The 26471-nt window shown below is 68.3% G+C and carries 22 protein-coding genes and 4 pseudogenes; 12 read left to right on the top strand and 14 right to left on the bottom strand.

The genetic code is table 11. From position 1 onward, the window contains the following. Window positions 1-84: 84 nt before the first annotated feature. The 4 genes from ACSHXC_RS41100 to ACSHXC_RS41085 all read right to left on the bottom strand — a co-directional run bounded on the left by ACSHXC_RS41100 (window position 85) and on the right by ACSHXC_RS41085 (window position 3032). On the bottom strand, window positions 85-492 hold the full coding sequence (locus ACSHXC_RS41100; protein ID WP_438297255.1) for a lasso peptide biosynthesis B2 protein: 408 nt from the start codon (window positions 490-492) through the stop codon (window positions 85-87). 14 nt (window positions 493-506) lie between these two features. Continuing rightward, entirely contained in the window at window positions 507-764 is a 258-nt protein-coding gene (locus ACSHXC_RS41095) for a lasso peptide biosynthesis PqqD family chaperone (RefSeq protein ID WP_438297254.1), read from the bottom strand. Then, complete coding sequence (locus ACSHXC_RS41090) at window positions 745-2361, bottom strand: asparagine synthase-related protein (RefSeq protein WP_438297253.1); 1617 nt, start codon at window positions 2359-2361, stop codon at window positions 745-747. The genes ACSHXC_RS41095 and ACSHXC_RS41090 overlap by 20 nt, the downstream gene beginning before the upstream one ends. A 239-nt stretch (window positions 2362-2600) precedes the next feature. Beyond that, window positions 2601-3032 carry a response regulator transcription factor gene (locus tag ACSHXC_RS41085; RefSeq protein WP_438297252.1) on the bottom strand — a complete coding sequence of 144 codons (432 nt, stop codon included), beginning with the start codon at window positions 3030-3032 and terminating at the stop codon, window positions 2601-2603. Between the two features lie 1148 nt (window positions 3033-4180). Between ACSHXC_RS41085 and ACSHXC_RS41080 the strand changes: the two genes are divergently transcribed. The 6 genes and pseudogenes from ACSHXC_RS41080 (at window position 4181) to ACSHXC_RS41055 (ending at window position 8974) form a co-directional block, all read left to right on the top strand. Continuing rightward, window positions 4181-5686, top strand: a complete 1506-nt coding sequence (locus tag ACSHXC_RS41080; RefSeq protein ID WP_438297251.1) for a hypothetical protein — start codon at window positions 4181-4183, stop codon at window positions 5684-5686. A 30-nt stretch (window positions 5687-5716) separates the two neighbouring features. Further along, a pseudogene (locus tag ACSHXC_RS41075) lies at window positions 5717-6283 on the top strand (formylglycine-generating enzyme family protein); the annotation flags it as partial. Between the two features lie 57 nt (window positions 6284-6340). After that, the gene (locus tag ACSHXC_RS41070) at window positions 6341-7141 is read left to right on the top strand and encodes an aminoglycoside phosphotransferase family protein (RefSeq protein WP_438297249.1); all 801 of its coding nucleotides are present in this window, start codon (window positions 6341-6343) and stop codon (window positions 7139-7141) included. 181 nt (window positions 7142-7322) lie between these two features. Further along, entirely contained in the window at window positions 7323-7559 is a 237-nt protein-coding gene (locus tag ACSHXC_RS41065; RefSeq protein ID WP_438297248.1) for a hypothetical protein, read from the top strand. 216 nt (window positions 7560-7775) lie between these two features. After that, on the top strand, window positions 7776-8477 hold the full coding sequence (locus tag ACSHXC_RS41060; protein ID WP_438297247.1) for a DUF4158 domain-containing protein: 702 nt from the start codon (window positions 7776-7778) through the stop codon (window positions 8475-8477). Further along, the gene (locus ACSHXC_RS41055; RefSeq protein WP_438297245.1) at window positions 8408-8974 is read left to right on the top strand and encodes a hypothetical protein; all 567 of its coding nucleotides are present in this window, start codon (window positions 8408-8410) and stop codon (window positions 8972-8974) included. The genes ACSHXC_RS41060 and ACSHXC_RS41055 overlap by 70 nt, the downstream gene beginning before the upstream one ends. 213 nt (window positions 8975-9187) lie before the next feature. Here ACSHXC_RS41055 and ACSHXC_RS41050 read toward each other — a convergent pair whose 3' ends face one another. From ACSHXC_RS41050 to ACSHXC_RS41010, 9 genes and pseudogenes are all read right to left on the bottom strand, one after another. Next, on the bottom strand, window positions 9188-10090 hold the full coding sequence (locus ACSHXC_RS41050; protein ID WP_438297244.1) for a DUF3626 domain-containing protein: 903 nt from the start codon (window positions 10088-10090) through the stop codon (window positions 9188-9190). A gap of 110 nt (window positions 10091-10200) precedes the next feature. Then, window positions 10201-10413, bottom strand: a pseudogene (locus ACSHXC_RS41045) (hypothetical protein); the annotation flags it as partial. A gap of 199 nt (window positions 10414-10612) precedes the next feature. Next, on the bottom strand, window positions 10613-11674 hold the full coding sequence (locus ACSHXC_RS41040) for a protein kinase family protein (protein WP_438297644.1): 1062 nt from the start codon (window positions 11672-11674) through the stop codon (window positions 10613-10615). Window positions 11675-12034: 360 nt separating this feature from the next. Next, window positions 12035-12310 carry a hypothetical protein gene (locus tag ACSHXC_RS41035; protein ID WP_438297242.1) on the bottom strand — a complete coding sequence of 92 codons (276 nt, stop codon included), beginning with the start codon at window positions 12308-12310 and terminating at the stop codon, window positions 12035-12037. A gap of 85 nt (window positions 12311-12395) precedes the next feature. After that, window positions 12396-12497, bottom strand: a pseudogene (locus ACSHXC_RS41030) (IS6 family transposase); the annotation flags it as partial. A 372-nt stretch (window positions 12498-12869) separates the two neighbouring features. Next, on the bottom strand, window positions 12870-13502 hold the full coding sequence (locus ACSHXC_RS41025) for a LysE family translocator (RefSeq protein ID WP_438297240.1): 633 nt from the start codon (window positions 13500-13502) through the stop codon (window positions 12870-12872). Beyond that, complete coding sequence (locus ACSHXC_RS41020; protein ID WP_438297239.1) at window positions 13496-14251, bottom strand: thioesterase II family protein; 756 nt, start codon at window positions 14249-14251, stop codon at window positions 13496-13498. Before ACSHXC_RS41020 ends, ACSHXC_RS41025 begins: the two co-directional genes overlap by 7 nt. Window positions 14252-14256: 5 nt before the next feature. Continuing rightward, window positions 14257-14535: an acyl carrier protein gene (locus ACSHXC_RS41015; RefSeq protein WP_438297238.1), complete on the bottom strand. Its 279-nt coding sequence runs from the start codon at window positions 14533-14535 to the stop codon at window positions 14257-14259. A gap of 5 nt (window positions 14536-14540) precedes the next feature. After that, complete coding sequence (locus ACSHXC_RS41010) at window positions 14541-18938, bottom strand: amino acid adenylation domain-containing protein (protein ID WP_438297237.1); 4398 nt, start codon at window positions 18936-18938, stop codon at window positions 14541-14543. Window positions 18939-19918: 980 nt separating this feature from the next. Here ACSHXC_RS41010 and ACSHXC_RS41005 point away from each other — a divergent pair. The 6 genes and pseudogenes from ACSHXC_RS41005 to ACSHXC_RS40980 form a co-directional block, all read left to right on the top strand. Next, window positions 19919-20489 (top strand): annotated as a pseudogene (locus ACSHXC_RS41005) (IS6 family transposase); the annotation flags it as partial. 96 nt (window positions 20490-20585) lie between these two features. Further along, window positions 20586-20732 (top strand): hypothetical protein, encoded by a 147-nt coding sequence (locus ACSHXC_RS41000; protein WP_438297236.1) that lies wholly within the window; start codon window positions 20586-20588, stop codon window positions 20730-20732. Window positions 20733-21058: 326 nt separating this feature from the next. Then, window positions 21059-22156 (top strand): integrase core domain-containing protein, encoded by a 1098-nt coding sequence (locus tag ACSHXC_RS40995; RefSeq protein ID WP_438297234.1) that lies wholly within the window; start codon window positions 21059-21061, stop codon window positions 22154-22156. A 390-nt stretch (window positions 22157-22546) separates the two neighbouring features. Beyond that, complete coding sequence (locus tag ACSHXC_RS40990) at window positions 22547-23791, top strand: eCIS core domain-containing protein (protein ID WP_438297233.1); 1245 nt, start codon at window positions 22547-22549, stop codon at window positions 23789-23791. 48 nt (window positions 23792-23839) lie between these two features. Continuing rightward, window positions 23840-24466 (top strand): hypothetical protein, encoded by a 627-nt coding sequence (locus tag ACSHXC_RS40985; RefSeq protein ID WP_438297231.1) that lies wholly within the window; start codon window positions 23840-23842, stop codon window positions 24464-24466. A gap of 247 nt (window positions 24467-24713) precedes the next feature. Next, the gene (locus ACSHXC_RS40980; protein ID WP_438297230.1) at window positions 24714-25835 is read left to right on the top strand and encodes an ISAs1 family transposase; all 1122 of its coding nucleotides are present in this window, start codon (window positions 24714-24716) and stop codon (window positions 25833-25835) included. 119 nt (window positions 25836-25954) lie between these two features. Here ACSHXC_RS40980 and ACSHXC_RS40975 read toward each other — a convergent pair whose 3' ends face one another. Next, window positions 25955-26206 (bottom strand): hypothetical protein, encoded by a 252-nt coding sequence (locus tag ACSHXC_RS40975; RefSeq protein WP_438297228.1) that lies wholly within the window; start codon window positions 26204-26206, stop codon window positions 25955-25957. Window positions 26207-26471: the final 265 nt, after the last annotated feature.

Genomic DNA, 26471 nt, shown 5'->3' with positions numbered 1-26471 from the left:
GGGGCGACGGCTGGGGCAGGGCGGCGCGGAGGGGGGATGACCGCCCGTGCCGCGGGGCGGTTCGGCGCGGGAGGGCGGGAGCGTTCAGCGGCCACGGCCCGCCTCCACCCGCAGCAGGGCCTGGTAGGCCCCGGGTGTGCCCGGCTCGGCCACGATCCGTTCCTCTGCCTCCAGCCATGCGTGCGCCGCGAACGGGGGAGTGGTCCGTACGCCCGTGCACCACTGGGGCCAGGTTCCTTCGGTACGGCAGAGGAGGGCAACGGCGATGGAACGTGGCAGACAGCCCTGCCAGCCCGCGCACCGCGGGTGGGTGGCGGTGACGGCGAAGTAGTGGCGCTCGGTCCGGGCGTAGTCGGCGGGACGGGCGCGCGCGGCGGCCCGCCGCATGACGCTGCGCAGGTGTCGCGGTGGCAGCCGGCGCAGCAGCAGAGCAGCCGCGATCGCCACGCGCACCTTGATGCGGGGGCGGCCGCCCTTACGGGCGGTCGGCATGGTCATTCCCACGGTCACGGCCGCACCAGTTCCGCCGCGCGCAACTGCTCGACCAGGGCCGTGATGTCCGCTTCCGCCTGCGCCGTCGTCACGTCGTAATCCCGCACCAGGTGCCGGGCGATGTCCTCGGGCGAGCACTGGGCCAGCAGGCCTTCGGCCACCTGGGTGCCGGTGGGGTTGAGCTGGAAGTACCGCCCGCTGCGCTCGTCGAGCAGCACGGACCCGTAGTCGGTCTTGACGATGGATACGTCCTCACGCAAGCGCAGTGCCATGGTTCTCGCTCCTGGGAGTCGCCGATTCGGTGTCGAGTGATCGCAGCCACAGTTCACAGGCCACGGTGGTCAGCAGGGATCCGTCGTCCAGTTCCGGGGAGTCGGGCTGTGCGCAGAGCGCGGAGAGCCGCCCCGGGTCGATCAGGCCACGGGCGGCGAGACGAGAGTCGGACCACAGCCGGTTGAGTGCCACCGCGTTCTTCCTCAGCCCGAGGGCCTGGTCGAGGTCTCCCACACCCTTGGTGGTACGTGCCAGGAGGGGATCGGGCACCACGCCGCGCATCGCGGCGGCCAGCAGGGGTTTGTAGAGGTGGGGTTGGACCCGGTCGGGGACGCGCACGGCCAGCGCCGCCTCGATGACCCGGTCGTCGAAGAAGGGCGCGCTGATGGGCAGGCCGGCGTGGCCGGTGATGTCGGTCAGGGCCCGCACCAGACGGGCTCCGTCGCGGATGCCGTCGAGTTCGAGGTGGCGGCCCGGGCCCGGCGCCAGCGGACGGGCCGTCGCAGTGGCCGCGCGGACCTCGTCCCGGATGAGGCCGTGTGCTTGAGCGGTGAGCCAGGGCGGGGCGGTGGCGCCCAGCCCCCAGGTGAGAAAGGGATGCTTCCAGTCCGCCCCCGTCCCGGACAGCGACTCGGTGGCCAGCCAGGTCCGGAAGGACCGGGGGGCCAGCAACTGCCGGGCGATGTGAGGCCAGGACCAGGCGAACATGCCGCGGTAGGCCGCGATGCGCCGCAGAGCGATCACCGGATGGCGGCGCACGAGGTCGGCGTACAAGGTGGCCAGTCCGACGAAGAGGTGGTCTCCGCCGTGCCCGGTCAGGTGCACCTGCGAGCCTTCGGCCTGTGCTTCGCGGGTCATGGCCAGCACACGGGCACGGCTGGCGATCGCGATGGACGGTTCGTCCAATTGCTCCGCCGCGCCGTCCAACTCTGCATACACCAATGGGAGTTGGGAGGCGGGGACGATGCGGTGGTCGACCCGGTGACTGTCGCGCACCGCGCGGACGGCCCAGGCCTCGTCCTCGTCCAGCGGATCGCGGCTCGCTGCCGTCACCGCCAGTGTCCTGTGCTCCTCCTGGGCCAGGAACAGCAGGGCTGTGGAGTCGAACCCGCCGGAGAGTTCACTGCTGACCTTGGTGCGTCCCCGCAGGTGCAGACGGACGGAGGACCTCAGTGCCTCCTGGACGGCCCGGGCCCCGACGGCCAGCGGCTGCTCCGGTACGGGGGGCTGCCACCAGCGCCGGACCTGGCCCTGGCCCTGGTCGGTGAGGTGCAGCCAGTGCCCCGGTGGCACGGCGTGGACGCCCTGCCACGGCACGCGCTGGGACAGCGGGTGGGGTACGGGTTCCAGCAGCCGCAGCGCGATCGCGGCGTCATCCACGGAAGCGTGGGTGAGGCGGGCCAGGGATGTGGCGCGGTCCGCGGCCAGCCAGCAGCCCTGGAACCGGGAGTAGAAGACGCGCCGTTCACCGGAGGCGGTGCCCTGGACCCTGGTGTGCCCGCCGATATGGGCGACGGCGTGGAAGACGCCGGGGATCGACGTGATGATCTCGTCGAGATCGTTGACGGTACGACAGCGGGAGAAGGCGATCCGCACGAAATCCTCGGGCGGCTCTCCAGGGCCGATCAGGACAAGAGTGTTCTTTCCGCACCGAATTCGCGTCAATGAAGCGAACGGCAGGGACGCGATGATCCAAGGACGCCCGGATGCGTATCTCACTACGTTCGTCGGCTTGAAAGGAAGGCACTCGGAAACAGTCTGAGCTGTAGTGTGTTCGGGTACTACCACAAAACAATCCATCAGCTATCGAGTGCCTTCCTCGGCAGTGCGTGGCCTTACGGGATGAGACGGCCGACCAGCTGGTCACCCTTGATGCGGCCGAAACCGGCCGTCGCGGTGGCGAAAAGGCCGCGCGCGATCAGGGCGGGAGCCTCGTAGGACTTCTTCATGGTGTTCACCCCCTCTCGTTCGGTGGTGAATCCATGGTGTCCGCCTCGCCGGTCGTGGACTATTGGCTTCGGGGCCAGTCTTTGGGTGTAGGCGAATGCCGCGAGGCACATCTTCAGGCGTGACCCCAGCCCGAGTTTTGAGAGGATGCTGCCGGTGTGAGCACGGACGGTCCGTTCCGTGACCAGCAGTTCATCCGCGATCTCCGCATTGCTGGAGCCGTCGGCGAGTAGTTGGAAGACTTCGAGTTCTCGGCTGGTGAGGCTGCCGACGCGATGCAGTGCGTGCATCCACTCGGGAGCGGTGAACTTGAAGCTCATGGCCGGTTGCTCTCCCCCTTGTCGACCTGCTGCCGGATGTGGTAACGGCTAGGACGCCTTCTGAGGGACCGGGCGTTGTCCGGGCCCTGTCTGCCGGGCCTGGACATGGGCGCGAGAAGGGCCCGGCCCCGGGGGGACTTATGCGGCTGTGTGGCCAGCGCTGCCCGCGCGGAAGGGAGTTTCCCGCTCCGCCTCACTGCCCGGCAGGTCGTTCCGGACAGCACGTCGATCCTGGTTCACCACCCCTGGTAAAGCCAAGTTCTTCTCAAATTTCTCTCGATCTAGGCCCGATATTGATCGGTCGGCCGTCTGAAAGTCGAAGGTTTCCCTTCGGTATGAGTAGATTTCGACTACCTGTTACCTGTTGTCCCTGGGCGACTGCCCGCGGGATCTCGGGGACGCCTGCAGTACTCCGCCGCACGACATCCGCCCCGTCCGCCAACGACACCCGTGGGGCGGATCTTCGTGGTGCTGTGAGGGCTTACGTAACTCGACAGACCGGGCATCGGCGGATCACCACGTCGCAGCCGACCGCGTTGCCGAATGCCGGGATTTCGAGGCCGCCTGCCGGAGCTGGGCCGAGAGGACGCAGAGGACGCAGAGGACCCAGACGACCGTGAGGAGTGGGAGGGTGACGGCGATGGCACCGGGGCGATCCCGGCCCTCGCCCGTCGCCTGTCGGCTGATTCCGCTCCTCGCATCCCGGAGTAGCTCCCCCTGCCCACGCGCCGAGCGTTACTGGGCGAACTGCTGGGTGCCCATGTCGCCGAGCGCAGATATCCGCAATGAACGGCGCCCGAGTGGGCCTACTCACCTCGCGGTAGATGCGCGTTGGGCTTGCTCACCGAGTACCGCATCGCCAGTCGGCCGGCACCAGCCGTTCGGCCTGCCAGGAACCCGCGCCCGTAGTGCCCCGCCCGGGTCAAGTAACGTTGAACAAAGGAGAGTTAGGGTGGCGCAGCCCACGAGATGCCCGGCTGAATGTCTGCTCCGGCATGCGGTCCGAGCCATCCTCAAGGGAACGCCACCGTCCCTTCCCAGCCAATACGGGTGGGGAACCGGGCAGGGGACCACGCTTCGCGCCGCCCGGACCGTCTCATGATCAGGTCTGGGCCACTATTGATCCACGGACGGTGAGGAGTGTCGGTATGGGTGTGAGCAGCAGTTACCTGTCCAGCGTGGAAGTCCAGCAGATGCTGGGCATCAACACGTTCGGGCTGTGGCGGCTGGAGCGGAAGTACGACGACTTTCCGCAGCCCATCGAACCGTACGACCCCCTTCGTCACACGAAGGAAGCCGACGCAGTCTGGGACGCCACGGAAGTCTACCGTTGGGCCGCCGACACACCGGAGTTCGCCCACCGCGGGGCCGTGCTGCTGCGCCCGCGTCCCGAGGATCTGGCGGACGGCGACTGGGCCGGGTATACGCACACGGTGCGCGGGCCGGCGCTGGATTGGCACACCGTGCTCGGTACGGTCCGCATCGTCTACAGCGATGACCGCAAGGCCGCCGCCGAAGTCGCCACCGACGTGGCCGCAACGGGGAATCCGGACGGTGTGATCACCGTCTGCGCGTTGTACGGGGACGTCGGCTTCACCGGCCCGGCCCTGATCGCCTCGGACACCGCCCACCCTGGCATCGAGTACGAAGCCGAGTGGGGCGACGTCGCCGCCCTCGCCGGCCAGGCGCTGCCCTGGTGGCCCGACCTGCTGCGCTTACCACGACTGATCCGCACGTGGCAGCCCGGTGCCCCGCCGGCGGTCGCCGAGGTGCCGCCCAACAGCAACGAGCAGATCCTGCGCCGGGCAGCGCGCAACGAAGCCTTCGATGCCGTCTCCCGCGCGGCCGCCACAGACATGGCCAACCACATCCGCAACGACCGGATCAACAGAGCGGAGCACGAGAACGAGGTCTTCGGCACCGAGAGGTTCGGCGCGCAACCCCATCCCGTGGTCATTGCCGCCGAACCCGACACCACCGAGCACCCATTGCCGTGCCACGGCGACCGCCAAGCCGTCAGAGCGGGCTGGCACAAGCTCGCCGTCAGCAACCATCCGGACGCCGTCGCCGCGCTGGAGGTGGCCATCGGTCACGATCCGGAACTGCTGCCGTTCGGGGCCGTCACCGAAGTACCCGTACAGCCCGGCACGGTCACCGAACGGTGGGCCCGACGGCTCGCACCGTGTGACCCGACCGCCGCTCATGCCGTGCTCGCCCACGGAGACCCGGTGGACGCGTTCTTCGTCGACCCCCTCACCGACATGCCCGCGCTGCGCACCGTCGCCGTCAACGGCAGACCGCTCTGGCGCTTCTACGCACCGCTGTCCCTCCCGGCCGGCAGTGCGGAACTCACCACCATCGTCCTGCAGCACACCGTGTGGATCACCACCAGCGACGGCCAGGTGCACCCCGCACCCTGCACTCAGACCGAACACCTGTGGTGGGGCGACAGTCGTCACGACCGGCCCAGTGAAGCCGCGACGGTCGCCGACGCGCTGCTGGACGATCTCGGAGCCACTGCCAGTCTGCACGAGCACTGGAAGGCTCCCCGTGGCCTGATCGCGCTCTTCACCGAGGAACACGAGCAAGGAGCCGAACTAACCCGCAGCAGGCTGCTCCTTGCCCGCATGAGTCCGCCTCCCCGCACGCGCTGAACCCCGGCCACCCCACCGGGGCAGGTATCCCCGGTCACTCAGGCGTTGTACACACAGGTCACAGGCCAGCAGCCGAGTACCACCCCTGGGGACCAGTTGCCCGTCGAGTGCGTCTCCTGGTGGGACGCGGCGCGGTTCTGCAACGCCCTGTCCCAGTGCGCCGGCCTCACACCCGCGTACCACTTCCGTGCCGAGGCCGAAGATGAGGCCGAAGGTATCGAGTGGGACGCGTCCGCCGACGGGTATCGACTGCCGACCGAAGCCGAGTGGGAGCACGCCTGCCGTGCCGGGACGACCGGGCCGCGCTACGGGGATCTCGACGAGATCGGCTGGTACCGCGGCAACTCGCACGAGCGCATCCACGAGGCGGGCGGCAAACTCCCCAACTCGTGGGGGCTTTACGACATGCTCGGCAACGTCTGGGACTGGTGCTGGGACGTCTACGACGCCGAGGTCTATGGCACCTACCGGGTGCTCCGTGGCGGTGGTTGGTTCGATGAGCACTGGAGTTGCCGGGCCTCCACGCGGCGCCGCAGCCACCCGACTTTCCAGGTCGACGACGTGGGATTCCGCGTTGCGCGTTCCGTCGTGCGTTGATCCACGTCGTGTGCGGCCCGCCCCGCGCGGGGTCGGTCTGGCGATAGCGTGATCCTCATGACGGCTGAAGACGAGGCGCTGGTCGGCGGGATGGTGAACGCGGGGGCGGTCTTCCGCCGGGGGGAGTTGGTGGAGCGACCGGCACCGCGCAACGCGCGCGCCCTGCATGCCTATCTCCTCGCGCTGAAGGAGCACGGCTTCGACGCGGCGCCGGCCCCTGTCGGTCTCACCGGGGATGGCCGTGAGCAGCTGACCTTCATCCCTGGCGACGTGGCTCTGCCGCCGTTCCCGGACTGGGCGATGACGAGTTCTGCCCTCGCATCGGTGGGGAGCCTGCTGCGGCGTCTGCATGAGACCAGCGCGGTCGTCGCGGTGGATACCCGTGCAGAGTGGCCCTCGGACCTTGCCGACCCGGAGGGGGGAAGGATGTTGTGCCACAACGATGTGTGCCCGGAGAACGTCGTCTTTCGCGACGGTCGTGCCGCGGCCCTGATCGATTTCGACTTGGCGGCCCCGGGCCGTGCCCTCTGGGACATCGCCATGACCGCCCGTTATTGGGTGCCCATGCTTGATCCCGAGTCAGCGGCCGCTCTCCATCCCCCCGGGCTGGATGCGGCCGCACGGCTGCGGATTCTTGCCGACGGCTACGGCCTCTCGGCGGGGGGCCGCGCCGAGTTGCCTGGCGTCATCGAGCAGGCCACGGAGGTCTGCCGGGCCTTCGTCGCCCGCCGTGTGGCCGGCGGAGACCCCAGCTATCTCCAGGCGTTGGCCGAGCGTGGTGGATGGGAACGCTGGGACCGCATGCAGACCTGGCTGGTGGAGCACCGCCAGACGTTCACGGCTGCCCTGCTGAACTGACCGGCCCGGACGTCCGAGGACAAACTCACCGGGTGTTTCTTGGTGCCGCGTTCGTCCTCGATGGCCTGGAACCGTAGGAGTCGGTTCCGGTCCGGATCAGTGGGCCTCGCTCCAGAGCAACGACCAGCTCGCCGCCCGGACCGCCGCGCGGGATCTCGACCTGCTCGGCGTTCAGCAGGCCGTGGTCAGCGGCGCCACGCTCCAGCTGTCGCTGCCGATCGGCCGCACCATCACCGTCACGCTCGGCGGAGAGGACTTCCGCAGCCCTAACGAGGGATGGACCACCGTGACCAGCGACAGCGAGCTGCTGGGCGCCACGGTCAGCGGTACCGACCACGTCGCCATCCAGGACGCTCTCGACACCATCGCGGAACTTCTCACCGCGCACCTGCGGGAGGACGCCTTCGAGACGGACTGAGGCCGCGGCCCGGTACCCAGGCCGGGAGCGGCTTGTTCGCCTTGTCCCGTCCCATTGACTGCTCAACGAGCAGCGTCGCCCCTTGGGTTCGCCTGCTGTGCGACATCGGGCCATTACCATCCCTCGGGAGCGGGTGGGGTTATCGCCGATACTCGGTGACCTGCCGGTTCTGGCTGCGATCATCGCGCGCGACTGCCGAGGACCGAGGGAGCGGGCGTGCCCACCAACTTTCTGAGCTGGGACCAGCGCAAGCGCTTCGGTCGCTTCACCGAGGAACCCGATGAGGGGCGGCTCGCCGGGTCCTTCCTGATGGACCAGACCGCGCGGCGCCGGGCGATGGCCGCCAAGGGCGCCAGAAACCGGCTCGGCTGGGCACTCCAGCTCGGCACCGCCCGCTACCTGGGGACCTTCCTCGACAACCCCGAGGAGGTCCCCGCCGTCGTCGTGGACTACGTCGCCGAGCAACTGGGCCTTCAGGCCGGCGACCTCGCCGGGTACGGCGCGATGGAACACCGCTGGGACCACCAGGAGCAGATCCGCACCGCGTACGGGTACACGAAGTTCGAGTTCGACCAGTGGTTCACGCTGGCCCGCTGGATGTACCAGCGTGCCTGGATCGGCTGCGAGCGCCCGACCCTGCTGTTCGACCTGGCCACCAAGCGGCTGGTGGACAAGAAGGTGGTGCTGCCCGGCGTGACCGTGCTGGAGCGGCTGGTCCCCGGCACCCGCGAGCGGGCGGAGAAGCGGCTGTGGGCTACCCTCGCGGACGCGCCCATCCCCGACAGGCCGCGCAGCTGCAGCAACTGGTCGTCGTCCCCGCCGGGAAACGTATATCGGAGCTGGACCGGATGCGCCGCTCCCCGCGGGACATCTCCGCGCGCGGGGTGGGCAACGCCCTGGAACGGTATGAGTCGCTGAACGCGCTGGGCGGCAGCGGCCGGGACCTGTCCTCGATCCCGCCCGGGCGCCTCCAGGTGCTGGTCCGCTTCGCGAAGGCCGCCCGCGCCCAGGCCGTCGCCGACCTGGCCGGCAACCGGCGCCTGGCCACCCTGGTCGCGTTCGCCTCGGTGATGCCGCAGGTCGCCGCCGACGAGGCGATCGAGGTCTTCGACCTGGTGATGGGCGACGTCATCCGCAGCTCCGCCGCCAAGATGACCAAGAAGCGACTGCGGACCCTCAAAGACCTCGACGCCGCCGCCATCCTGCTGCGCACGGCCTGGCTCACCGTGTCCGGTACCGCCGCCGACCCGGACGGCGACATCCGCGCGGCCCTCGACGCGATCGACGTCGCCCCGTTCCACGCCGCCGCCGAGGTCGTCAAGGAACTCGCCCAGGAACCCGACGACGGCTCCGAGCAGATGCTGGCCGCCCGCTATGTAGGATCTCGCGGCTCGTGTCATGGCGCGGTGCAGTGACCTGCGTCTTCTCCGGTTGTCTCGCAGCTTGGCCAGCCGACTTCGTCTCAGCGCCGTGTCATTTCCTCGGCCGGCAAACGTCAGTGCACGCGTTGTGTGGCCAGGTCCAGCCAGTGCTCCGCATCGGTCGGTGAGAAGTGCCTGATGGCCCAGTCGACCATGCGAAGGCTCATGTGGGCCCATGCAGACCGCAGGATGCGAATGAACGGTGGGTCACCGGCTCGCCGGCTCCAGGGGACAGCAGGCCGGAACTGAGTCCCGCGCTTCAGCGTTCGTGCGAAGTGGCGAGCCGAAGCGCGCCAGGCAGTGCCAGACCTTCTTGAGCGCCTGTGGGTCGTAGCGGCCTGTGTGGACAGCATCTCCAATGATCTGGGGAGCAAGCCAGCCGTCGACCGCGATCTCGGCGCCTAGATCGACGTACTCCTGTCCGCGGTAGTCCGGGTGGCGTCGCAAGTGATCCACGGCGAGTCGGAAGCCGGGATGCCACTCGATGGCGCATGGGAGTCGGCGGGCCATGTCTTCCACGGCTGTGCCGCGATAGCTGGGATCTAGGACCAGGGCTTCGACGTCGCAGTCGAACCTGACCGGCCCATGAATCTGCGCTTCGATGTGGCCGTCCAAGGCATCGAGGCCGTCGGCCTCGGCCAGCTCAAGGAGCGAGAAGCGGTTTGCAACTCCGAACGCCGAGGGGTCGGTGGAGCTGTCTGGGTAACAGAACGTGGCTCGCGCGAGAGTCTTGATTGTGAGCCTGAAGTGCGAGGAGCCGAATCGAGGCGCCCCGCCGACAGCATCTCGCCGGTAGTTCAGCGCTCCGTAAACGGGGCGTTCGCCAGCGGCGGCGTGGTCGTAGGCACCTCCGAAGATACGGCTTTCCCAACGCCACCTGTCCCTGCCTGGGCGGGCGGTCAGACCGCCATTGCTGGAGCCGGTCACGAACTGCGACCGGTAAATTCCGTCCTCCGCCATCTTGAGCAAGATCGGGCGGTCGCCCGACATGCGGTCGGGGTGGAAGTTCATCGTCAGCCGCAGTCCGCGGTTGAGCGGCCCTCCCGAGGACAGGGCCGCGACGTGACGCAGAGCCCTCTCCTGCGGGGACCAGGCGACATCAGTACCCATCCGCGCAGTGTGCCCGAACATCATCTGTGACCACACCGGGTTTGAATTGGCCAGAGAGTTCGCACTGCTGTCTCGGGACATAGCCAAGAACCCGCCCGCAGACAGGGAGGTCAGCGGAGCCGAGCTGCGATCTGCCGACGGGCAGGGCCCCAGACTTTCTCAAACTCCGCGGAGGTAAGTTGCTCAGGGTCGTGGCCTTCCCATTCCGAGACGGGCAGCTCGGCGGTAATGCCGAACCTGCTGTCGTACTCGTCGAGGCGGCCTGCGTCGTAGGCTCGCTGCCACTCGGCGAGGGAGGCAGCTGCGATCGGGGTCAGCTCGGGGCTGCGCCCGCACCCGCACCCGGTCCCGGTGCTCGGTCCTGTGACCGTAGGCGGCCTTCTTCAGTCGATGCCGCTCGGCGGCGGTCAGGGCTATCGGGCGCGCGGTGGCAACAGGCAAGGCAGGCAGGCCGATCGGCAGAAGTAGTTCAGGGCAGCCACAGCCTGCCGCAGGCGCTGGCGTCTGATGGCCGCCCGTCCATCAGACGATGGACGAACTGCCCAACCCGCCGATCTCCTTCATCGGATACGGGGTCTGCATGCTCTCCAGTTGGAACTTGCGGTAGAAGTCCGTCATCACCGCGGCGAGTGGGGCGTACTGGGTGAGGATCGCCGCGACCTGCGGCGGAATTCCCTTCGGGTGCTCTCCTTGGGCGCATGCGCGCACGAACGCACTGCGCTCCTCACCCCTGTACCCGTACAGGGCGGTGACCAGCCAGATCACCAGATGTGTGACGGAGTAGCAACGGTCATAGGTCTGGTGTTCGGAGAAGAAGTCGGCCTCTTCCTTGGACAGCTCGAACCGGGAGGAGATCGCGAGGCCGTAGTCCGCAAAGAACAGACGCTCACCGTCGGTCAGGATGTTCTGGAAGTGGGCATCGAAGTGCAGGAGACCGTGGGCGTTCATGAACGAGGTCCCTGCCTGCAGTTGCCTTTCGACCATGGCGCAGGCCCTCTCGGCCGCCTCGTCACCGGCTTTGACCTGGACGTCCAGCCAGTCGTGCAGGGTCTGCGGGATGTACTCCAGGAACAGTGCGATGCTCGCCGATGAATCGCGCAGAGCCTCGATCCGGCGGCGCACCTGCGATCCGCCTCCCCAGTAGGCGACAGCCTTCTCCACGTCGGCCAGTTCCTCGGGAAGCGACTGCCCGGGGTGCGGCAGGACCCGCCAGTGGTACATCAACGGAAAGCCCTCATAGTCCTGTGCGAGCACCCAGTTCGTCGTCATGGTGTGCACGGCCAGCTCCCTCCAGGCCCCAAAGCCCGGCCCCCCGATGACCCCGACACCGAAATGGGAGAAAGTAGGTAGCCCGAAGAGGTTCGCCGTGGACCGGACGTTCTCCGGCTGCCTTTCCAGATCGCTCAGCGGCACCCGCTTGACGAAGACCGGGATCCCGCCGATGTCCAGCAGCGCCGACGTCCCGCCGATACCGGATCCCATGGGCTCAGCCGCATCCAGAAGGTCGCTCAGTTCAAGATCGCTGCACAGGGCCAGCGCCGTGGAGACGGCACTGTGAGCCGCCAGCCGCGCACCGCGCGACATGTCAACACTCCCGACGACTGCCTCCACGTGGGCAACAACCTCTCTGAAACACCTGGGTGTCCCCGACGGGCACGTGCGCGCGACGCACAGCCCTGCGGTTCGGCTCTTGGCACGTGCAGCGGGCATCCAGGATCCGCTTTGCGAACATAGATCCGAACCCCCTTTCGGCTGCACTGTATGTGAAGACGACAACGCGATCGGGCGAACGCGATGCCTCGGCAAACCACCACTGCTCAGCTGCTCGGAACTAGGCTGACTCGCAGTGGTCAAGCTTCATCGCGCCGTCCTTCGGCATCGGCCGGTGAACACACCCGTCAGGCCCAGCGGGGCCAACCCCCGAAGGACTTCCGGAGCCGGCAACTAAGCCACTCCGTCCGGCTCGCCCGCGGCCTGGGCGAGCCGGTAGCGGACCTTCTCGTGCGACAGCCCCGTCTGGCTGCCGATCTGCCGCAGCCCCCAGCCCTCCACCTTCGCCGCAGCCATCCCCTCGTCCAACGCCGCGTCCGTCACCTCGCCCAGCGCCTCCCGCAGCTGAACCACCAGCCGGAGCCGTATCGCGGGAGCCAACTCGGCAAGGCCATCGCAGAACCGGGCCACGTCCGCCTTCAGGAAACCGATCCGCGGGTCATCGCTCACCCGCCCACCCTGGCGGCCCCCATCACACGCTGTGAAAACTTCTGACAGCAACGCCGGTTCTCTGGTCCGTTCCTACCGGACCCCCGAGCTCCTCGACCTCCCGGCACGAGAGCGGGAACCGGTGGTAAAGCCACACCGCGTGACCGATCACCTCGGCCGGGAATCGGTACCCCTCGTACGACGGCACCGTCCCAGCCTCCACCGCGAGTTCCTCCCAGGACGACCTACACCAAGATCGCCTCATGTCCCCGCAGACAACTTGACAGCGCTTTTCGGATCGGTGACTGCGGGGCGAAGGCCGCCTGGCACGACGCCACGCCTACGCGAAGACGGCGACGGGGACAGAGCACGTTCTTGACCGGGCGCGTTCGGCGTTTTCCTGCCGCGGCCGCCGTGGCCCGGCCATGTGGTGTGCGCCCTCGATGACGAGGGCGCACACCACACTCTCACCGGTTCGGATCCGTGCCCTCCATGCCCCCCACCATGGCCGCCGCCATGATGACGAGTACGGCGATGGCCACTCCATCGAAGGCACGGGCAGGCCCGGCGCCCGGTCGGATCAGGGTGACACGAAGGCCAGCCGGGCCGCGAACCCGATCAGCAGCACCCCCGTGACCTGCTCGATGCGCGCCCGCACCCGAGGCCGGCGCAGCACTCTGCCGAGCCGGTCCACGCTGAACACGTACAGGCTGAACCACAGCAGGTACAGGAGCGCGAACACCAGTGACAGCAGCAGAGCCCGGGGCAGCACGCTGCCCTGGGACGGCAGGAACTGCGGCAGGAAAGTGACGAAGAACAGAGCCACTTTCGGGTTGAGCGCGTTGGACAGGAACCCCTGGCGCAGCATCTGGCCGGCGGTGCCCGCACCGGCTGCCCTGCCGTCCGTGGCGTCGTCGTCCCCCGTGCCCTCGCGCAGGGTGTGACGGGAGCCGCGCAGGGTCGCGATGCCCATCCAGACCAGGTAGGCCGCTCCCACCACCTTCAGTGCGGTGAAGGCGGTGGTGGAGGCCAGCAGCAGGGCTGAGATGCCGAGCGCGGCCGCGGAAACGTGGATGCTCAGGCCGAGCACTCCGCCGAGCATGGTCAGCAGGCCGGCCCTGCGTCCGCCGGCCAACGCGTTCCGGGTCATCAGGGCTTGGTCGGGGCCCGGGATCATGATGAGGACCAGGCAGGCTGCGGCGAAGGTCAGCACGGCGTGCTCCGTTCCGCCGCGCGGACCGTGGCAAGTGCCGCGGCCAGCGCCCGCTGGACGGGCGCCGACCGTTCGCGCAGGTAGAAGTGCCCGCCGGGGAAACGGCGGACGCTTACCCCGGCCGAGGTGTGCTCGGCCCAGGCCTCGAGTTCGCCCGGCGTGATCCGGTCGTCCTCGCCGCCGAACACGGTGAGCGGCACCGGCAGCGGATCCCCCGCGTCCCAGACGTACGTCTCCAGGATCCGGTAGTCCGCGCGCAGGGCGCGCGCGGCCATCTCGCGCAGTTCGGCCGAGGCGAGCACCTCGTCCGGCAGCCCGTCGTGCAGGCGGGCGACCGTGTCGAGCAACTCGTCGTCGGGCAGCCGGTGGATCTGCATGTCCGGATGCGGCAGGTGCGGGGCCCGGAAGCCCGACACGACGAGCCGGTCCGGAAGCGGGCGTGAGGCGGCCGCCAGGGCGCGCGTGACCTCGTAGGCGAACAGCGCGCCCAGGCTGTGCCCGAAGAAGGCGAACGGGCCCGTGGCGAGCGGCACTTCGGTGACGAACGCCTCGACCAGCTCCCGCATCGAGCCGGGCACGTCCTCGTGCAGCCGCGGGACACGGCCCGGCAGTTGCACCGCGTGCACCCGTGCCGTGCGCAGGCCGCGGGCCCAGCGCAGGTACTCGGCGGCCGTACCGCCCCCGTGCGGAAAGCAGTACAGCTCGCAGGCGGCGGCGCGGGGTGCCGCGCTGAGCAGCCAGTTGGGCACGGGACTCACACTCCCACCGGCTGCCGTGCGGTCAGATGGCGGACCAGGGCGTCCACCGTGAAGTTGTCGAAGACCTCCCTGGGCCGCAGCGGGACGCTCAGTTCGTCGCGGGCCTTGGCGCAGATGACCAGGGTGGTGGCCGAGTCCACGCCGAGCATGTCGAGGCCGGTGGCCGGGTCGATCTGGTCCGGGTTCACGTCGAGCAGTTCGGCGAGGAAGCCGGTGAGCCAGTCGACGACGGAGGCAGGGGTGTGCGCGATGGCCGTGGTGGACGTGTTAGGCACTGTTCTCACCTTTCCTCGGTGACGGGCTCGGACGGGCCGAGGAGCTGTTCGAGATGTCCGTCGAGCGCTTCGACGGTGGTGTACTCCAGGACCGTGCGGACGGGAACGGGTATCCCGAACGCCGACTGCAGCTGGGCGGCCAGGCGCGCGGCGAGAAGTGAGTCGCCGCCCAGGTCCAGGAAGTCGTCGGCCAGGTCGATCTGGTTCAGGCCGAGCACCTCCTTCCAGATGTCGATGAGCTTGCGCTGCCGGTCCGTACGCGGCGGCCGGGCCGGCCTGCCCCGTACGCTGCCGCGCCGGCCGGCCTGGGCGAGCGCGGTGCGGTCCACCTTGCCGGTGGCGCTGAGCGGTAGCTCGTCCAGCGCGAACAGCTGGGCGGGCACCATGTGCCCCGCGAGTCGTTCGGCGGCGAAGGAACGCAGCTCCTCCGGGGCGAACCGGCGCCGCATCTCGGGTCCGCGGGCGATGAGCACGTCGAAGCCGACCGACGCGGGCCCGCCCGAGGTGGTCAGGAGCGCCGATTCCGTGAACCCGGCCGCGGTCAGTTCCTGCTGCCACTGGGCGCGGTCCAGCAGGCAGTGCGTGCTGCGCAGGTCGGTGTCCTCGAAGTTGTCGAACCCCTGCTGGAGGCCCATGACCAGGTCGAACCACGGGTGAAAAGTGGTCTGCTCGACGAGCAGCAGAACGCCGCCGGGGGCGAGCACGGAGCGCAGGGCGGCCAGCGTCCGCCGTAGCTGCCGCATGTCGTGCAGCACACTCGCGGCGATGACGAGGTCCGCCGACAGGCCGTCGAAGCCCTGGGCGGCCGGCGGCCGGTCGAGGTCGAACAGATCGCAGCGGACGAACGGGTATGTGGCGAACTCGGTCTCCGCGCGGTCCAGGAAGTAGCGGGAGACGTCCGTGAAGACGTACTCCGTGCGGTCGGCGGGCAGCAGGGGCAGCAGGTGCCGGGTGAGCGAGCCGTAGCCGGCGCCGACCTCCAGGACGTTCAGCGGCCGGTCGGCGGGCCAGCTCTCGGTCATCTCCCGGACCGCAGCGGTCGCGGCGGCGTACGTCGGGCCGAAGAGGCGGGCGTAGACACCCGGGGTGCGGTCGGAGGCGTACAGCTCGGCGGAGTGGACGCTCTGCGTCAGCACGTCTGCCAGGTTCCCGGCGAGGCCGAGCATCCAGTCGGTGACGTCCTCCGGGACGCCGAGCAGCCCGCCGAGGGCGTGGCGGGCGCGCTCGCACAGCGACTCGGGGAGCGCGTCGGGCAGTTCGCGGGCCACCTCCAGGCCGCCGTCGGTGCGCCGCAGGTACCCAGACTCCTCCAGTGCGGCCGTCGCGCGGGCCAGCCAGCGGCCGTAGCGGGGGGCCACCCCGACACCGCGCAGGGCCGCCGGGTCGAACGGCTCGCCCGGCAGGTGGGGCAGGCCGAAGGCGCGGAAGGCGCTGGCGGTGGCGGTGTTGTATACCTCGTTGAGCGCGTCCCAGACGGTGCGCAGTTCCTCGGGCTGGGGGCCCTCGGCGGGCCTGCCGGCGGTGCCTGCGAGCGCCTGCCACTGCGCCGTGCGCAGCGTGTCGTCGGCTCGCTCGGTCAGGAACAGCGTGTCGTCGCCACGGGCCGGCACGACGTACCCCAGCAGGTGGGCGGCGCCGTCCTGGTCGGCGGACTTCACCACGACCGCGCTGTCGACGCCCGGATGCGCGGAGAGCGTCGCCTCGATCTCACCGAGCTCCACGCGGTGTCCGTTGATCTTCACCTGGCCGTCCTTGCGGCCCAGGAACTCGATCGTGCCGTCGGGCCGATAGCGCCCGAAGTCGCCTGTGCGGTACAGGCGTTCGCCGGTACGCGGGTGCGTCACGAAGGCCGCTGCGGTGCGCTCCTCGTCGGCCCAGTAGCCGCGGGCCAGGCCCGCCCCGCCGATGTACAGCTCGCCCGGGGTCCACACCGGGCACGGGTGCATACGGGCGTCGAGCACGTGGAAGGTCTGGTTGCGCAGCGGAACGCCGTACGGAATGCTCTTCGCGCCCTGCTCCACCTCGTCGATGACGTGGTGGATGGACCAGATCGACGCCTCGGTGGCGCCGCCCAGGGAGATGATCTCCACATCGGGCCACAGGCCGCGGATCCGGTCGGGCAGGTCGACGGGGATCCAGTCGCCGCTGAGCATGACCAGTCGCAGCCGCTCGGGCAGGGCGCCGCCCGCCTCCAGGTGCTCGACGAGCATCTGCATCTGCGCCGGGACGGAGTTCCACACCGTCACGCCGTGCTCGCTCATCAGCTTGGCCCAGTGCGCCGGCTCCGAGCGCAGCTCCGGATCGGGCAGGACCAGGGCGGCGCCGGCGGCGAGCGCGCCGAAGGCGTCGTACACCGACAGGTCGAAGCCGAGGTCGGCGAGGCCGAAGACCCGGTCCTCGGGTCCGACGGCGAACCGCTCGTTGATGTCGGCGACGGTGTTGAGGGCCGCGTGGTGCTCGATCATCACGCCCTTGGGGGTACCGGTCGAGCCGGAGGTGAACAGCACGTACGCCAGGTCGCCGGGAGCGGCAGGTCCGCCCGGCCGGCGCCCGGCCTCGGCGTCCTGTGCACGCACCTGGTCGACGAGGACGCGCGGCAGGCCCTCGGGCCAGCACAGGCCGTCGGTTTCGGCGCCGGTGAGCACCGCGAGCGCCCGGCCGTCCCGCAGCAGCCCGGCCCGGCGCCGCTCGGGCAGCGCCGGGCTGACGGGCAGGTAGGCGCCGCCGGCCATCATCACGCCGTACGCGGCGGCGATCTGGTCGGTGCCCTTGTGCAGGCCGATGCCCACCAGGCGGTCGCGCAGGCCGTCCGCGCCGAGTGCGGTGACCTCGCGGGCCACCGCCTGGGCCTGGGCGGCGAGTTCTCCGTAGGTCAGGACGCGGTTCTGGGCCAGCACAGCGGTCCGTTCCGGGTGCCGGGCGGCCTGGTCGAGGAACGGCTCGTGCAGCAGGCCCGAGGGGCGCTCGCCGCTGGTGTCGTTGGCGTGTTCGCGGGCGGCGAGCTGGTGGGGGGACAGCTCGACGGTGATCTCCTCGTCCCACATCGCGTCGTCGTCGGCGAGCCGGGTGACCAGGGAGGTGTAGGCGGCGAACATGTCGTCGAGAAGGCCCTCGGGGAAGAGTTCCTCCACGCAGTCCCAGGTCAGGTCGAGAGAGCCGGTGATGTCGACGACCTGGTGGTCGAAGAACACCTGCGGGGTCTGGCTCACCCGGTAGGTGATGTCACCGAAGTAGCTCAGCGGTCCGGAGACGTCGGCGGCGGTGCCCAGGCCGCTGGTGAAGACCACGGGCATCGTCTCGAAGCCGCTCTGCAGACCCAGGCGGCGGCGTTCGCGCAGTGCCTCCAGCGCGCTGACCTGCCGGTGCCGCAGGTCCTGCTGGAGTTGCACCTGGGTGTCCTCGACCCGCTCGGTGAGCGTACGCCCCGTCGAGGCGTCCGTCTCCAGGAGACAGATGGAGGTGAAGTCGCCGACCATCCGGCGCAGATGGGGGTGGACGGTGCGTTTGCCGCTCCCGGCGTCGGTGAGCAGCAGCGGCAGTCGGTTGAAGAGGGTGAGGTTGAGGGTGAAGCGCCGGGAACCGCCCCATACGGCGAGGACCTCGGAGAACAGGGCCGCCAGCACCGCGGTGGGGGTCAGCCCCCGGTTCTCGCACCGCGCCTGCAGCGTCTTCCACTTGTCCTCGGGCAGGTGGAACTCACGGTGGGTGAAGCGCGGCCGGTGCACGCTCACCGGCGACTTGGCCAGGGGCAGTTCGGGTGGCGGGGCGAGGGTGGCGGCCCGCGACGTCCAGTAGGCGAGCGCCTTCTGGTAGCGGGGGGCCTGCGAGCCCCGTTCCAGTTCCAGGGCGTAGTCGCGGAAGGTGACCTCCACCGGCGGCAGTTCGAGGCTGGGGTCCTGGCACAGCGCGCTCCACTCGCTGAACAGGAGGGTGAGGCTGGCCAGGTCGACCATCAGCAGGTCGACGCTGACGTGCAGGCGGTCGTGGTCGGGCAGCCGGCTCAGGCGGAGGTCGAACAGTGGCCAGTCGGCCGCCGAGTAGACCCGGTGCGACATCTCCTCCCGCACGTCGAGCAGCGCGCGCTCCTTGTCCTCCTCGGAGGCGGAGCGCAGGTCGGTACATCGGACCTCGAAGGCGGGGACGGTCTTGAGCACCTGTTGGCGTCCGTCGGGGCCGACGACCGCGCGCAGCATGTCGTGTCGCTCCACCAGCTGGCGCCAGGCCTTGGACAGCACGCCGGGGTCGAGGCGGCGGCCCTCAAGCTCGAAGTACGCGTGCGGGGCCACGTTCCCCAGCACGAAGTTGGGGCCCCGGCCGACCCAGTACGCGTACTGGATCTCGGTCAGCGGGAACGGTTCGAACCGTTCCGCCCCGGGGGCGTTCGTTGCGTTTCGGACCTTCATGACGCTCCTTCTCTCCGTCGGGCACGGGTGAGGCGTGCCGGGCACCGGCACGGTGGATGGGCGAGGTGAGGGGTGTGCGAGACGGACCGTGGGCTGCTGCGGCTGCATGACGCCCGGACCGGGTGTGCAGCACGGCGCGGCTCGTTGCGAGTCCGCGCCGAAGGCGACCTGCAGTGATCACGAAGGTCGGCTCGTGATCACGTGCCCCTGTCACCCGTCGCACCCGCCTATGGCTCGGACTACTGTCCACGGGGCGGCGCCGCGGCCACCAGTGGACGGGCGAGCGCGTGCGACCCGGAGTCGACCGTGGTCATGGCATTGCGCGTCGGCGGAAAACCGATACCCCGGATCAGCGACCGCGAAAATCGCCGACAGGGCAGTGCGGTCGGTTTTCTTCCCGACGGCAAGGTCGGCTCAGCAGTAGTCGATATACCCACTGGGCTCCCCCCGGCTCATGGTTCCACGCAACAGTGCGGCTCGTTTCGCCGAGAAATTTCGCATACGGCGCAGTTCCCGCGTCACGAGCAGACGCTGCATCCGCGGGAGGTTCTCGCAGGTGGGAGGGTTACCTCACCGGAATGGATTTCTTCGCGGCCGAGCACCAGGAATGAGTGAATCGCCATAGATATGCATAGATCCCCCTGGCTCGCAAAATCCCCGCGGCTTCCGACTCGACGCAGACGGCACCGGAAGTATATTCCAATTCACATGGCTGAAATACGGATGAGGCAACATTCCTATCAAGATCACCGAAGAGGCGTCAATGAAAATCGAGGGCCATACGGAGAGTGAGGTCCGATAGTCGAACGGAAGGGCGTACGCTATGTCCGCTTACACGCGAGTCGCACGATCGAGAAGTAGACAGCCTGGCCGTAATCCTTCCTCTCGGACGTGATGGCCGTCACCAGATGCTTTGCCGTTTGCTACTGACAGTTGCTTGAAAGGCGAACGGGTGGCGCTGTCAAGTTGTCTGCGGGGGGCATGAGGCGATCCAGGCCTGGTGCGCCGTCTTCGGTCCCGCCTGCGCCAAACAGTTGCGCGGGCGGCAGCCCAGGCTCGGCGACAAGTGGTACATGGACGAGGTGTTCATCAAGGTCGACGGGCAGATGTGGTGCTTGTGGCGCGCGGTCGGCCAGGACGGCTAGGTCTTGGACATCCTGGTGCGGAACAAGCGTGATGCCCGGGCCGCGAAGCGGTTCTTTCGCAAGCTCCTCAAGGGTTTCGAGTATGTGCCGCGGGTGATCGTCACCGACAAGCTCCGCAGCTATGGCGCCGCTCGCCGCGAGGCCATGCCGTCGGTCGAGCACCGCAGCGCGAAGTACCTCAACAACCGCGCGGGAAACTCCCGTCAGCCCACCCGGCAACGGGAGAAAACTATGAAGAACCTCCGCTCGACGGGGGCGGCCCAGAGATTCCTCGCCGCGTTCTCCAGGATCTCCACTCTCTTCCGGCCTCGACGCCCACTTGCTCACAGCCAGTGACTACCGCACCGAGATGACCGCACGGTTCCGCATCTGGAAGACCGTCACCGGCATCGCCACGACCCGCTGACCGGAATGGCCTCGCCAGGCCAGCCGCACCCCCGCACCCCCCAACTGGCCAGTCACAACGACAATTTGATGATGCCTGATCAAGTCCTGCCCCAATATGGACCCTTGCACTGAGTTGCTGCACATCCTGGCCGCGGACCCCGAGAACGTCATATCCCGAAAGGAGTTGATGACCGCGGCGATCTTGGCCAGTCCGGAGATCGTCCGGGCGGCCGCCGCGGCGCTGGAGCGGGCGATCGCATGACCCCCATCCGTGCCCGGCGAGAGTGAACCTGTTGGCCCTGGCGTGCTGGATGGCATCCTCCATCGCGCCGCGCAGCGGTGCCGGGAGGGTCGGCACGCCCGGGGACCGGGCAACATGTGTGCCGGGCGTGCCTGTGACGCACGAAGGTTGGTGAAAGCGGCACGCCGGGCAGTCGGCCGGGCCAGAATCGGCGGTGAACCTGCCCTTGCCGAAAAACTCATCCGTGCTGGTGGGAGCAGGTATGGGGAACCTCGGGGAGGTTGGCTGTGGCTGGTGGCGCCGGGGCTCTCGCGCGGCTGGCGATCGCCGCGGCAGGATGATCCACCGTGCTGCTGCGATTGGCCTACCTCGGTGTGACGTATGCGTTCGCCGTGCTGCGTCTGCTGCCGATGAGTGACGGGGACAAGGACGTCGAAATCCTCGCCCTGGGCCACCAACTGTCAGTGCTGGAGCGCCAACTCGGCAGGGAGAGAGTGTGGTTCAGCCCGAGCGACCGGGCGTTCCTGGCGGCGCTGCTGCACCGGCTGCCGCGGGACGTGCTGCGCAGAGTGCGGCTGCTGGTGCGCCCGGGCACCGTGCTGAGGTGGCACCGCTGCCTGGTCAGACACCGGCACGCACAGGCGTCCAGGCCGAAGCGGCCGGGCCGGCCGCGCACCGTGCGCTCCGTCCGTGCCCTGGTGCTGCGCCTGGTGAAGGAGAACCCCTGCTGGGGGTACCGACGACTGCATGGCGAACTGCTCGTCCTCGGCGTGAAAGTGGCCGCCTCCACCGTCTGGGAGATCCTGAAGGAGGCTGGGATCGACCCGGCGCCCGGAGGGAGCTCGAGTACCTGGGCACACTTCCTGCGCTCACAGGCCGAGGCCCTGCTGGCCTGCGACTTCCTGGAAACGATCACCTTGTCCGGGGTGCGGCTGTACGTGTTCGCGGTAATCGAGCACGGCAGTCGCAGGATCCGGGTCCTGGGTGCGACCGCGCACCCGACCGCGTCCTGGGTGGCGCAGGCTGCGAAGAATCTGGTCATGGACCTCGAGGATGCGAGCTGCCGGGCGCGGTTCCTGATCCGGGACCGGGACGGGAAGTTCTCCGAGCTGTTCGACGCCGTTCTACGCGATGCGGGGATCGACATCGTGCTCAGCGGTATCCGGGTGCCGAGAATGAACTCGATCATGGAGCGGTGGGTACAGACCTGCCGACGCGAGCTGCTGGACCGCACCTTGATCTGGAACCAGCGCCATCTGCTTCACGCTCTGCGCGAGTTCGAGCAGTTCTACAACGGGCACCGCCCCCACCAGGGCATCGCCAACGCCCGCCCGCTGCACCCGCTGCCCACGCCGATCACCGATCCGGAGCAGATGGCCAGCCTCGACATCCGGAGACGCGAACGCCTCGGCGGCATCCTCCACGAGTACAAGCATGCTGCGTGACCTGCGCGGACGAGGATTTCGGCAAGGGCAGCGTCAAGGCCACGCTTTCCAGGCCGACCGCCTGCTCGCCCCGATGCGCAAGAACTTCGAGAGCGGTGCCCTGCTCCGCGAGCGTATCGAGGACACCTTCAGCCATCGCAGCAACTCGACGACGAGGTGCGGCAGCACCGCGTCCCGGACGGTGGACGGATGCTTTTAACAGGGCGCCCAAGTCCCCCAAGGCGTGCCCGATGGGAAAGGGTAAGGAAGGGCGGGATACCGGTGCGCCCGCCTCCCTGGCGCCTCGACTCTGCCCGTTAGGCCGCCTGGCTCTGCCCTTGCCTACCTGGTTTCCCAACTGCCTTTCACGTAGGTAAGGGGAGTCGCATCCATTCGTCGGAAGAGACTCCCTTGCGTGACCATGAACGTGCCGAATCCACATCCACCAGAACCAAGAACGTCCGCACACCGGAAGCAACCAGCACGCCGTCCCAGGGGCTCCTCGCGCTGCAGAGCACGGCGGGGAACGCCGCCGTCGTCCAGATGCTGCGCCAGGCCGGCCACGCCTGGGCACAGGAGACGCACCAGCACACGGCCGGGTGCGGCCACCAGCAGGACACGCAGTCCGCGCCCGCAGTGCAACGGTCCGCTGTCCATGATGTGCTCCGCTCCTCTGGGCGGCCAATGGACGATGTCACCCGCACCGAGATGGAATCCCGCTTGGGCGCGGACTTCTCCGATGTGCGGATTCATGACGACGGCGCGGCGAAGGCTTCTGCAGCTGAGGTCGGGGCCCGCGCCTATACCTCCGGGACCCATGTCGTCATCGGTCAGGGGGGTTCCGACAAGCACACCCTCGCGCACGAGCTGACTCACGTGATCCAGCAGCGGCAGGGGCCGGTGTCGGGCACTGACAACGGGTCGGGGCTGCGGGTGAGTGACCCGTCGGATCGTTTCGAACAGGAGGCGGAGACCAACGCGACACGAGTCATGCGCTCGCCCGCACCGGATCAGTCCGAGGGCCTCACGGCTCAGCGTTCGGTGTCTCCTGCCGTCAATGTCCAGCCTCGAGCGCTGCCCGCCCTGCAGCGTTATGCGCTTCCGGGGTACAGCACAGATGTTGACTATCCGCAGGGGGCTCTGACGCTGACAGTCAACGGCACGCCGGGCGACGTCGGGGTGGAGATGAGGGCGTGGCTCTCTCAAAACAACCTCGGAAAAGGACAGAACCCCAAAGTCCAGCCCGCATGGTGGCCCCCTATGGGCACCGCGATCGGAAACTGGTTCGCAACGTACATGGTGCAGGGGCATCTCCTCAACGAACTCCTGGGAGGCTCCGGAAAGAATCTGGAGAACTTGACCCCGCTGGTCAAGCAGGCAAATTCCCAGCACCACGCCAAGATCGAAAAGGGGCTCAAAGCTGCCGTACTCCAGAACGGCGAGATCGCCGAGTACCATGTCACAGCAGACTTCAGCTTCCACCCCACGGCGGCAGATATGAACATGACGGCAGGGTCCCAGGAAGCCCTCGACTTTGACAACATCTACAGATTCGGAATCCCCGGGAAAATCCACGCCGAATACACCCTATGGGACCCCTCCGGCAAGAAGAAGGTAGGCGGGGACGCATGGGACATCTGGAACAATAATCAGTAACGACCGTCAGGCCGCCTACTTTCCCGGCACGGGATTGGAGAATTATTCATGAACACCGCAGCGGACCGACTGGACGCCCTGCTCGCCGACCTGCAGCGAAACTCCCATGTCGAGGTGGTGCACTGCACGTCAACGCCCCCCCTCTCTGCGGAGCAGATCTCGCACCTCAGCGAACAAGCCGGATGCCACCTACCTTCCGGAGCGGAAGAGTTCTATCGGCAGGTAGGGTCGTTCAGCCTTGAGTGGCGGCATACCGTTTCAAAAATCCAGCAGGGAGACAGGTCCGACTACGGATTGATCAACATTCTCCCCGTCAATCAGGTACTCGGCGACTGGAGCGGGGTGACCTGGTTCCGCGGGGGAGACGAAACATACCGCCCTGTAGTGCCCTTCGACATGTTCACCCCCGAAGCATGCGCAGCATTCGAGCGCCGCGAGGACGGAACATTCAAAGAAGAAATCAGCTATCATTACTTTGGCGAAGAACTCAGCTCTCTCAACTGCACCTTCGGCGAATACATTGATCTCCTGATCGAATCTCGCGGCTACTGGTACTGGCAGAAGACTCTGTGTGCCGGTCATGAAAGCAGTACCGAAGTAACCGACTTCCGCCAGAATATGCCTATGATCTTCCCGGAATATAACGACGACCTATTCCGCCCCCGGTCGGCATAAATCGTTACATTATGTACCGATATTTAATTCGTGGAGTGAAATAGGCTGAGGGTTAGTTAGGCCCCTCTCGGCGAGCAGGGCCGTTCCAAAGTCCTGGCGGGTGATGAAGGTGCTGGTCACGGCGTGGTGACGATGTCGGTGAGGCCGCTACGAACAGATCGAGGCTCCCGTTGTGGACGGATGACCTTGCCAGTCGTCGTCCAGAACCGGAGCCTCGATGTGCCGTCAGCCTTGCACTCTCTGTCTCGTGAAGTCGCCGTCGCTTGTGGGGTGTTCGGGGTTGCCGTTGGCGGAGCGGCTGGTCAGGCTGCCGGACCCGCGCCATCGCCGGGGTGTGCGTCATCCGTTCGTGGTGGTGTTGCTGATCGCGGCGTCCGCGGTGGCGGCGGGCGCGCGCTCGTATGCGGCGATCGGGCAGTGGGCCCGCAGCGCCCCGCAGCAGACCCTGGCCCGCCTCGGCGCACGGCTCGTGGCCTCGCTGAACGCGCGGATCGCGCCGAGCAGGTCGACGATCCGCAGGATCGTCTCCACCGCCTGCCCGGGTGGGCTGGCCGACCTGATGGGCGAGGCTCCGGTGGGGGCGGAGTCGGTGGCGGTGGACGGCAAGAGCGCCCGCGGCTCGCGTACCGATGCCACGCCCGCCGCCCACCTGCTGTCCGCCGTCACGGCGGCCGGCCGTGTCATCAGCCAGCTGCGGGTGCCGGACAAGACCAACGAAATCTCCGCGTTCACCGCCCTGCTGACCCCGTTCGACCTGGCCGGCACCGTGGTGACGGCCGACGCCCTGCACACCCAGCGCGAACACGCGAAATGGCTGGTAGAGGTGAAGAAGGCGCACTACCTGCTGGTCGTCAAGGGCAACCAGCCGAACCTGCACGCGGCCCTCAAGGCCCTGCCCTGGAAGGAAGCCACCGCCCGCCGCTACGAGCGCGAGCGGGGGCACGGACGGCGCGAGACCCGCTCGGCGCGCACGCTCACCGTCACCGACCTCGACCTGGACTTCCCGCACGTGGTCCAGGCGGCGAAGACCCTTCGGCACCGCACCGACCTGAAGACCGGCAGGGTCACCCACCAGACCGTATACGCGATCACGGATATGACCGCGCATGAGGCATCACCGCAGGCCATCGGCCGTCTCGCCAGGTCGCAGTGGGGCATCGAGGCCGTCCATCACGTGAGGGACACGACCTTCGCCGAGGACGCCTCCAGGATCCGGGCCGGGCACGGGCCGGAGAACATGGCCATCCTGCGCAACCTCGCGATCAACAAGCTCCGCGAGCACGGCCACACCAACATCGCCGCTGGCCTCCGCGAGATGTCCTACGAGCCCTTCACGCGCCCCCTCGACCTCCTCGGCATCGCCCCGTGACCAGCAACTACACGAGCCTCAAAGGACTTTGGAACGACCCTGGGGGCGGGTGGCCGGCAGCGTTGCCGGTGACGGAACTCCCGTCCCGGACACGCGTCAGTCCCCCTCGACGTCCACCATCATCGGCAGGCGGGCGACGAGCTTTCGTCGGTAAGTCGGAGTCGCGCTACCCACGCGGGGGGGCTCCACCACGTGAGCTGGATGACGGTGTCGTTCCAGTCCTTGTCCTGGTCGTCCTCGCACAGCACGGTGCTGCTGTTGAACAGCCCGAGCGTGGCGTTGGCCGGCACGGTCGCGTACTCATGAGTCCCGCCGTCCTTGCGGTACCACGCATCGACCTTGACGGTGTACTCCTCGGCCCGCTCAGGCACCCACCGGACGCCGTGACGAAGCCCGAGCCGGTCGTGGCCGTGTTGCCCTCACCGGTTCCGGACAGGTCCCACGTCTGGAACGGCGTGGACGACCCCGAGGCGTAAAAGGACAACTTCACGGTCTGCTGATACAACGCGGGGATATACGCCCGGATCTCGACCGCGCGCTTCGCGGGGATGATCATGTTCTCGGACACAACACATCTCTTTCGGCCGGAATCACAGCACGCCCGCCCCCGGACCGAGGGCGCCGACGCCGTCCTCG

Origin of the sequence: Streptomyces sp. HUAS TT7 (assembly GCF_051550175.1) — a bacterium.
Lineage (GTDB): Bacteria > Actinomycetota > Actinomycetes > Streptomycetales > Streptomycetaceae > Streptomyces.
The sequence above is the reverse complement of the archived record's forward strand: the minus strand, read 5'-3'. Positions and strand labels throughout refer to the sequence as shown.

What these genes read in the sequence shown, in the direction of transcription:
- ACSHXC_RS41055 (WP_438297245.1), top strand. Translation starts at nt 8,408, where the DNA reads ATGCGCCGCTCCCCGCGGGACATCTCCGCGCGCGGGGTGGGCAACGCC.
- ACSHXC_RS41100 (WP_438297255.1), bottom strand. Translation starts at nt 492, where the DNA reads ATGCCGACCGCCCGTAAGGGCGGCCGCCCCCGCATCAAGGTGCGCGTG.
- ACSHXC_RS41050 (WP_438297244.1), bottom strand. Translation starts at nt 10,090, where the DNA reads ATGGGTACTGATGTCGCCTGGTCCCCGCAGGAGAGGGCTCTGCGTCAC.
- ACSHXC_RS41040 (WP_438297644.1), bottom strand. Translation starts at nt 11,674, where the DNA reads ATGTCGCGCGGTGCGCGGCTGGCGGCTCACAGTGCCGTCTCCACGGCG.
- ACSHXC_RS41010 (WP_438297237.1), bottom strand. Translation starts at nt 18,938, where the DNA reads ATGAAGGTCCGAAACGCAACGAACGCCCCCGGGGCGGAACGGTTCGAA.
- ACSHXC_RS41070 (WP_438297249.1), top strand. Translation starts at nt 6,341, where the DNA reads ATGACGGCTGAAGACGAGGCGCTGGTCGGCGGGATGGTGAACGCGGGG.
- ACSHXC_RS41000 (WP_438297236.1), top strand. Translation starts at nt 20,586, where the DNA reads ATGGACCCTTGCACTGAGTTGCTGCACATCCTGGCCGCGGACCCCGAG.
- ACSHXC_RS41085 (WP_438297252.1), bottom strand. Translation starts at nt 3,032, where the DNA reads ATGAGCTTCAAGTTCACCGCTCCCGAGTGGATGCACGCACTGCATCGC.
- ACSHXC_RS40985 (WP_438297231.1), top strand. Translation starts at nt 23,840, where the DNA reads ATGAACACCGCAGCGGACCGACTGGACGCCCTGCTCGCCGACCTGCAG.
- ACSHXC_RS41080 (WP_438297251.1), top strand. Translation starts at nt 4,181, where the DNA reads ATGGGTGTGAGCAGCAGTTACCTGTCCAGCGTGGAAGTCCAGCAGATG.
- ACSHXC_RS41095 (WP_438297254.1), bottom strand. Translation starts at nt 764, where the DNA reads ATGGCACTGCGCTTGCGTGAGGACGTATCCATCGTCAAGACCGACTAC.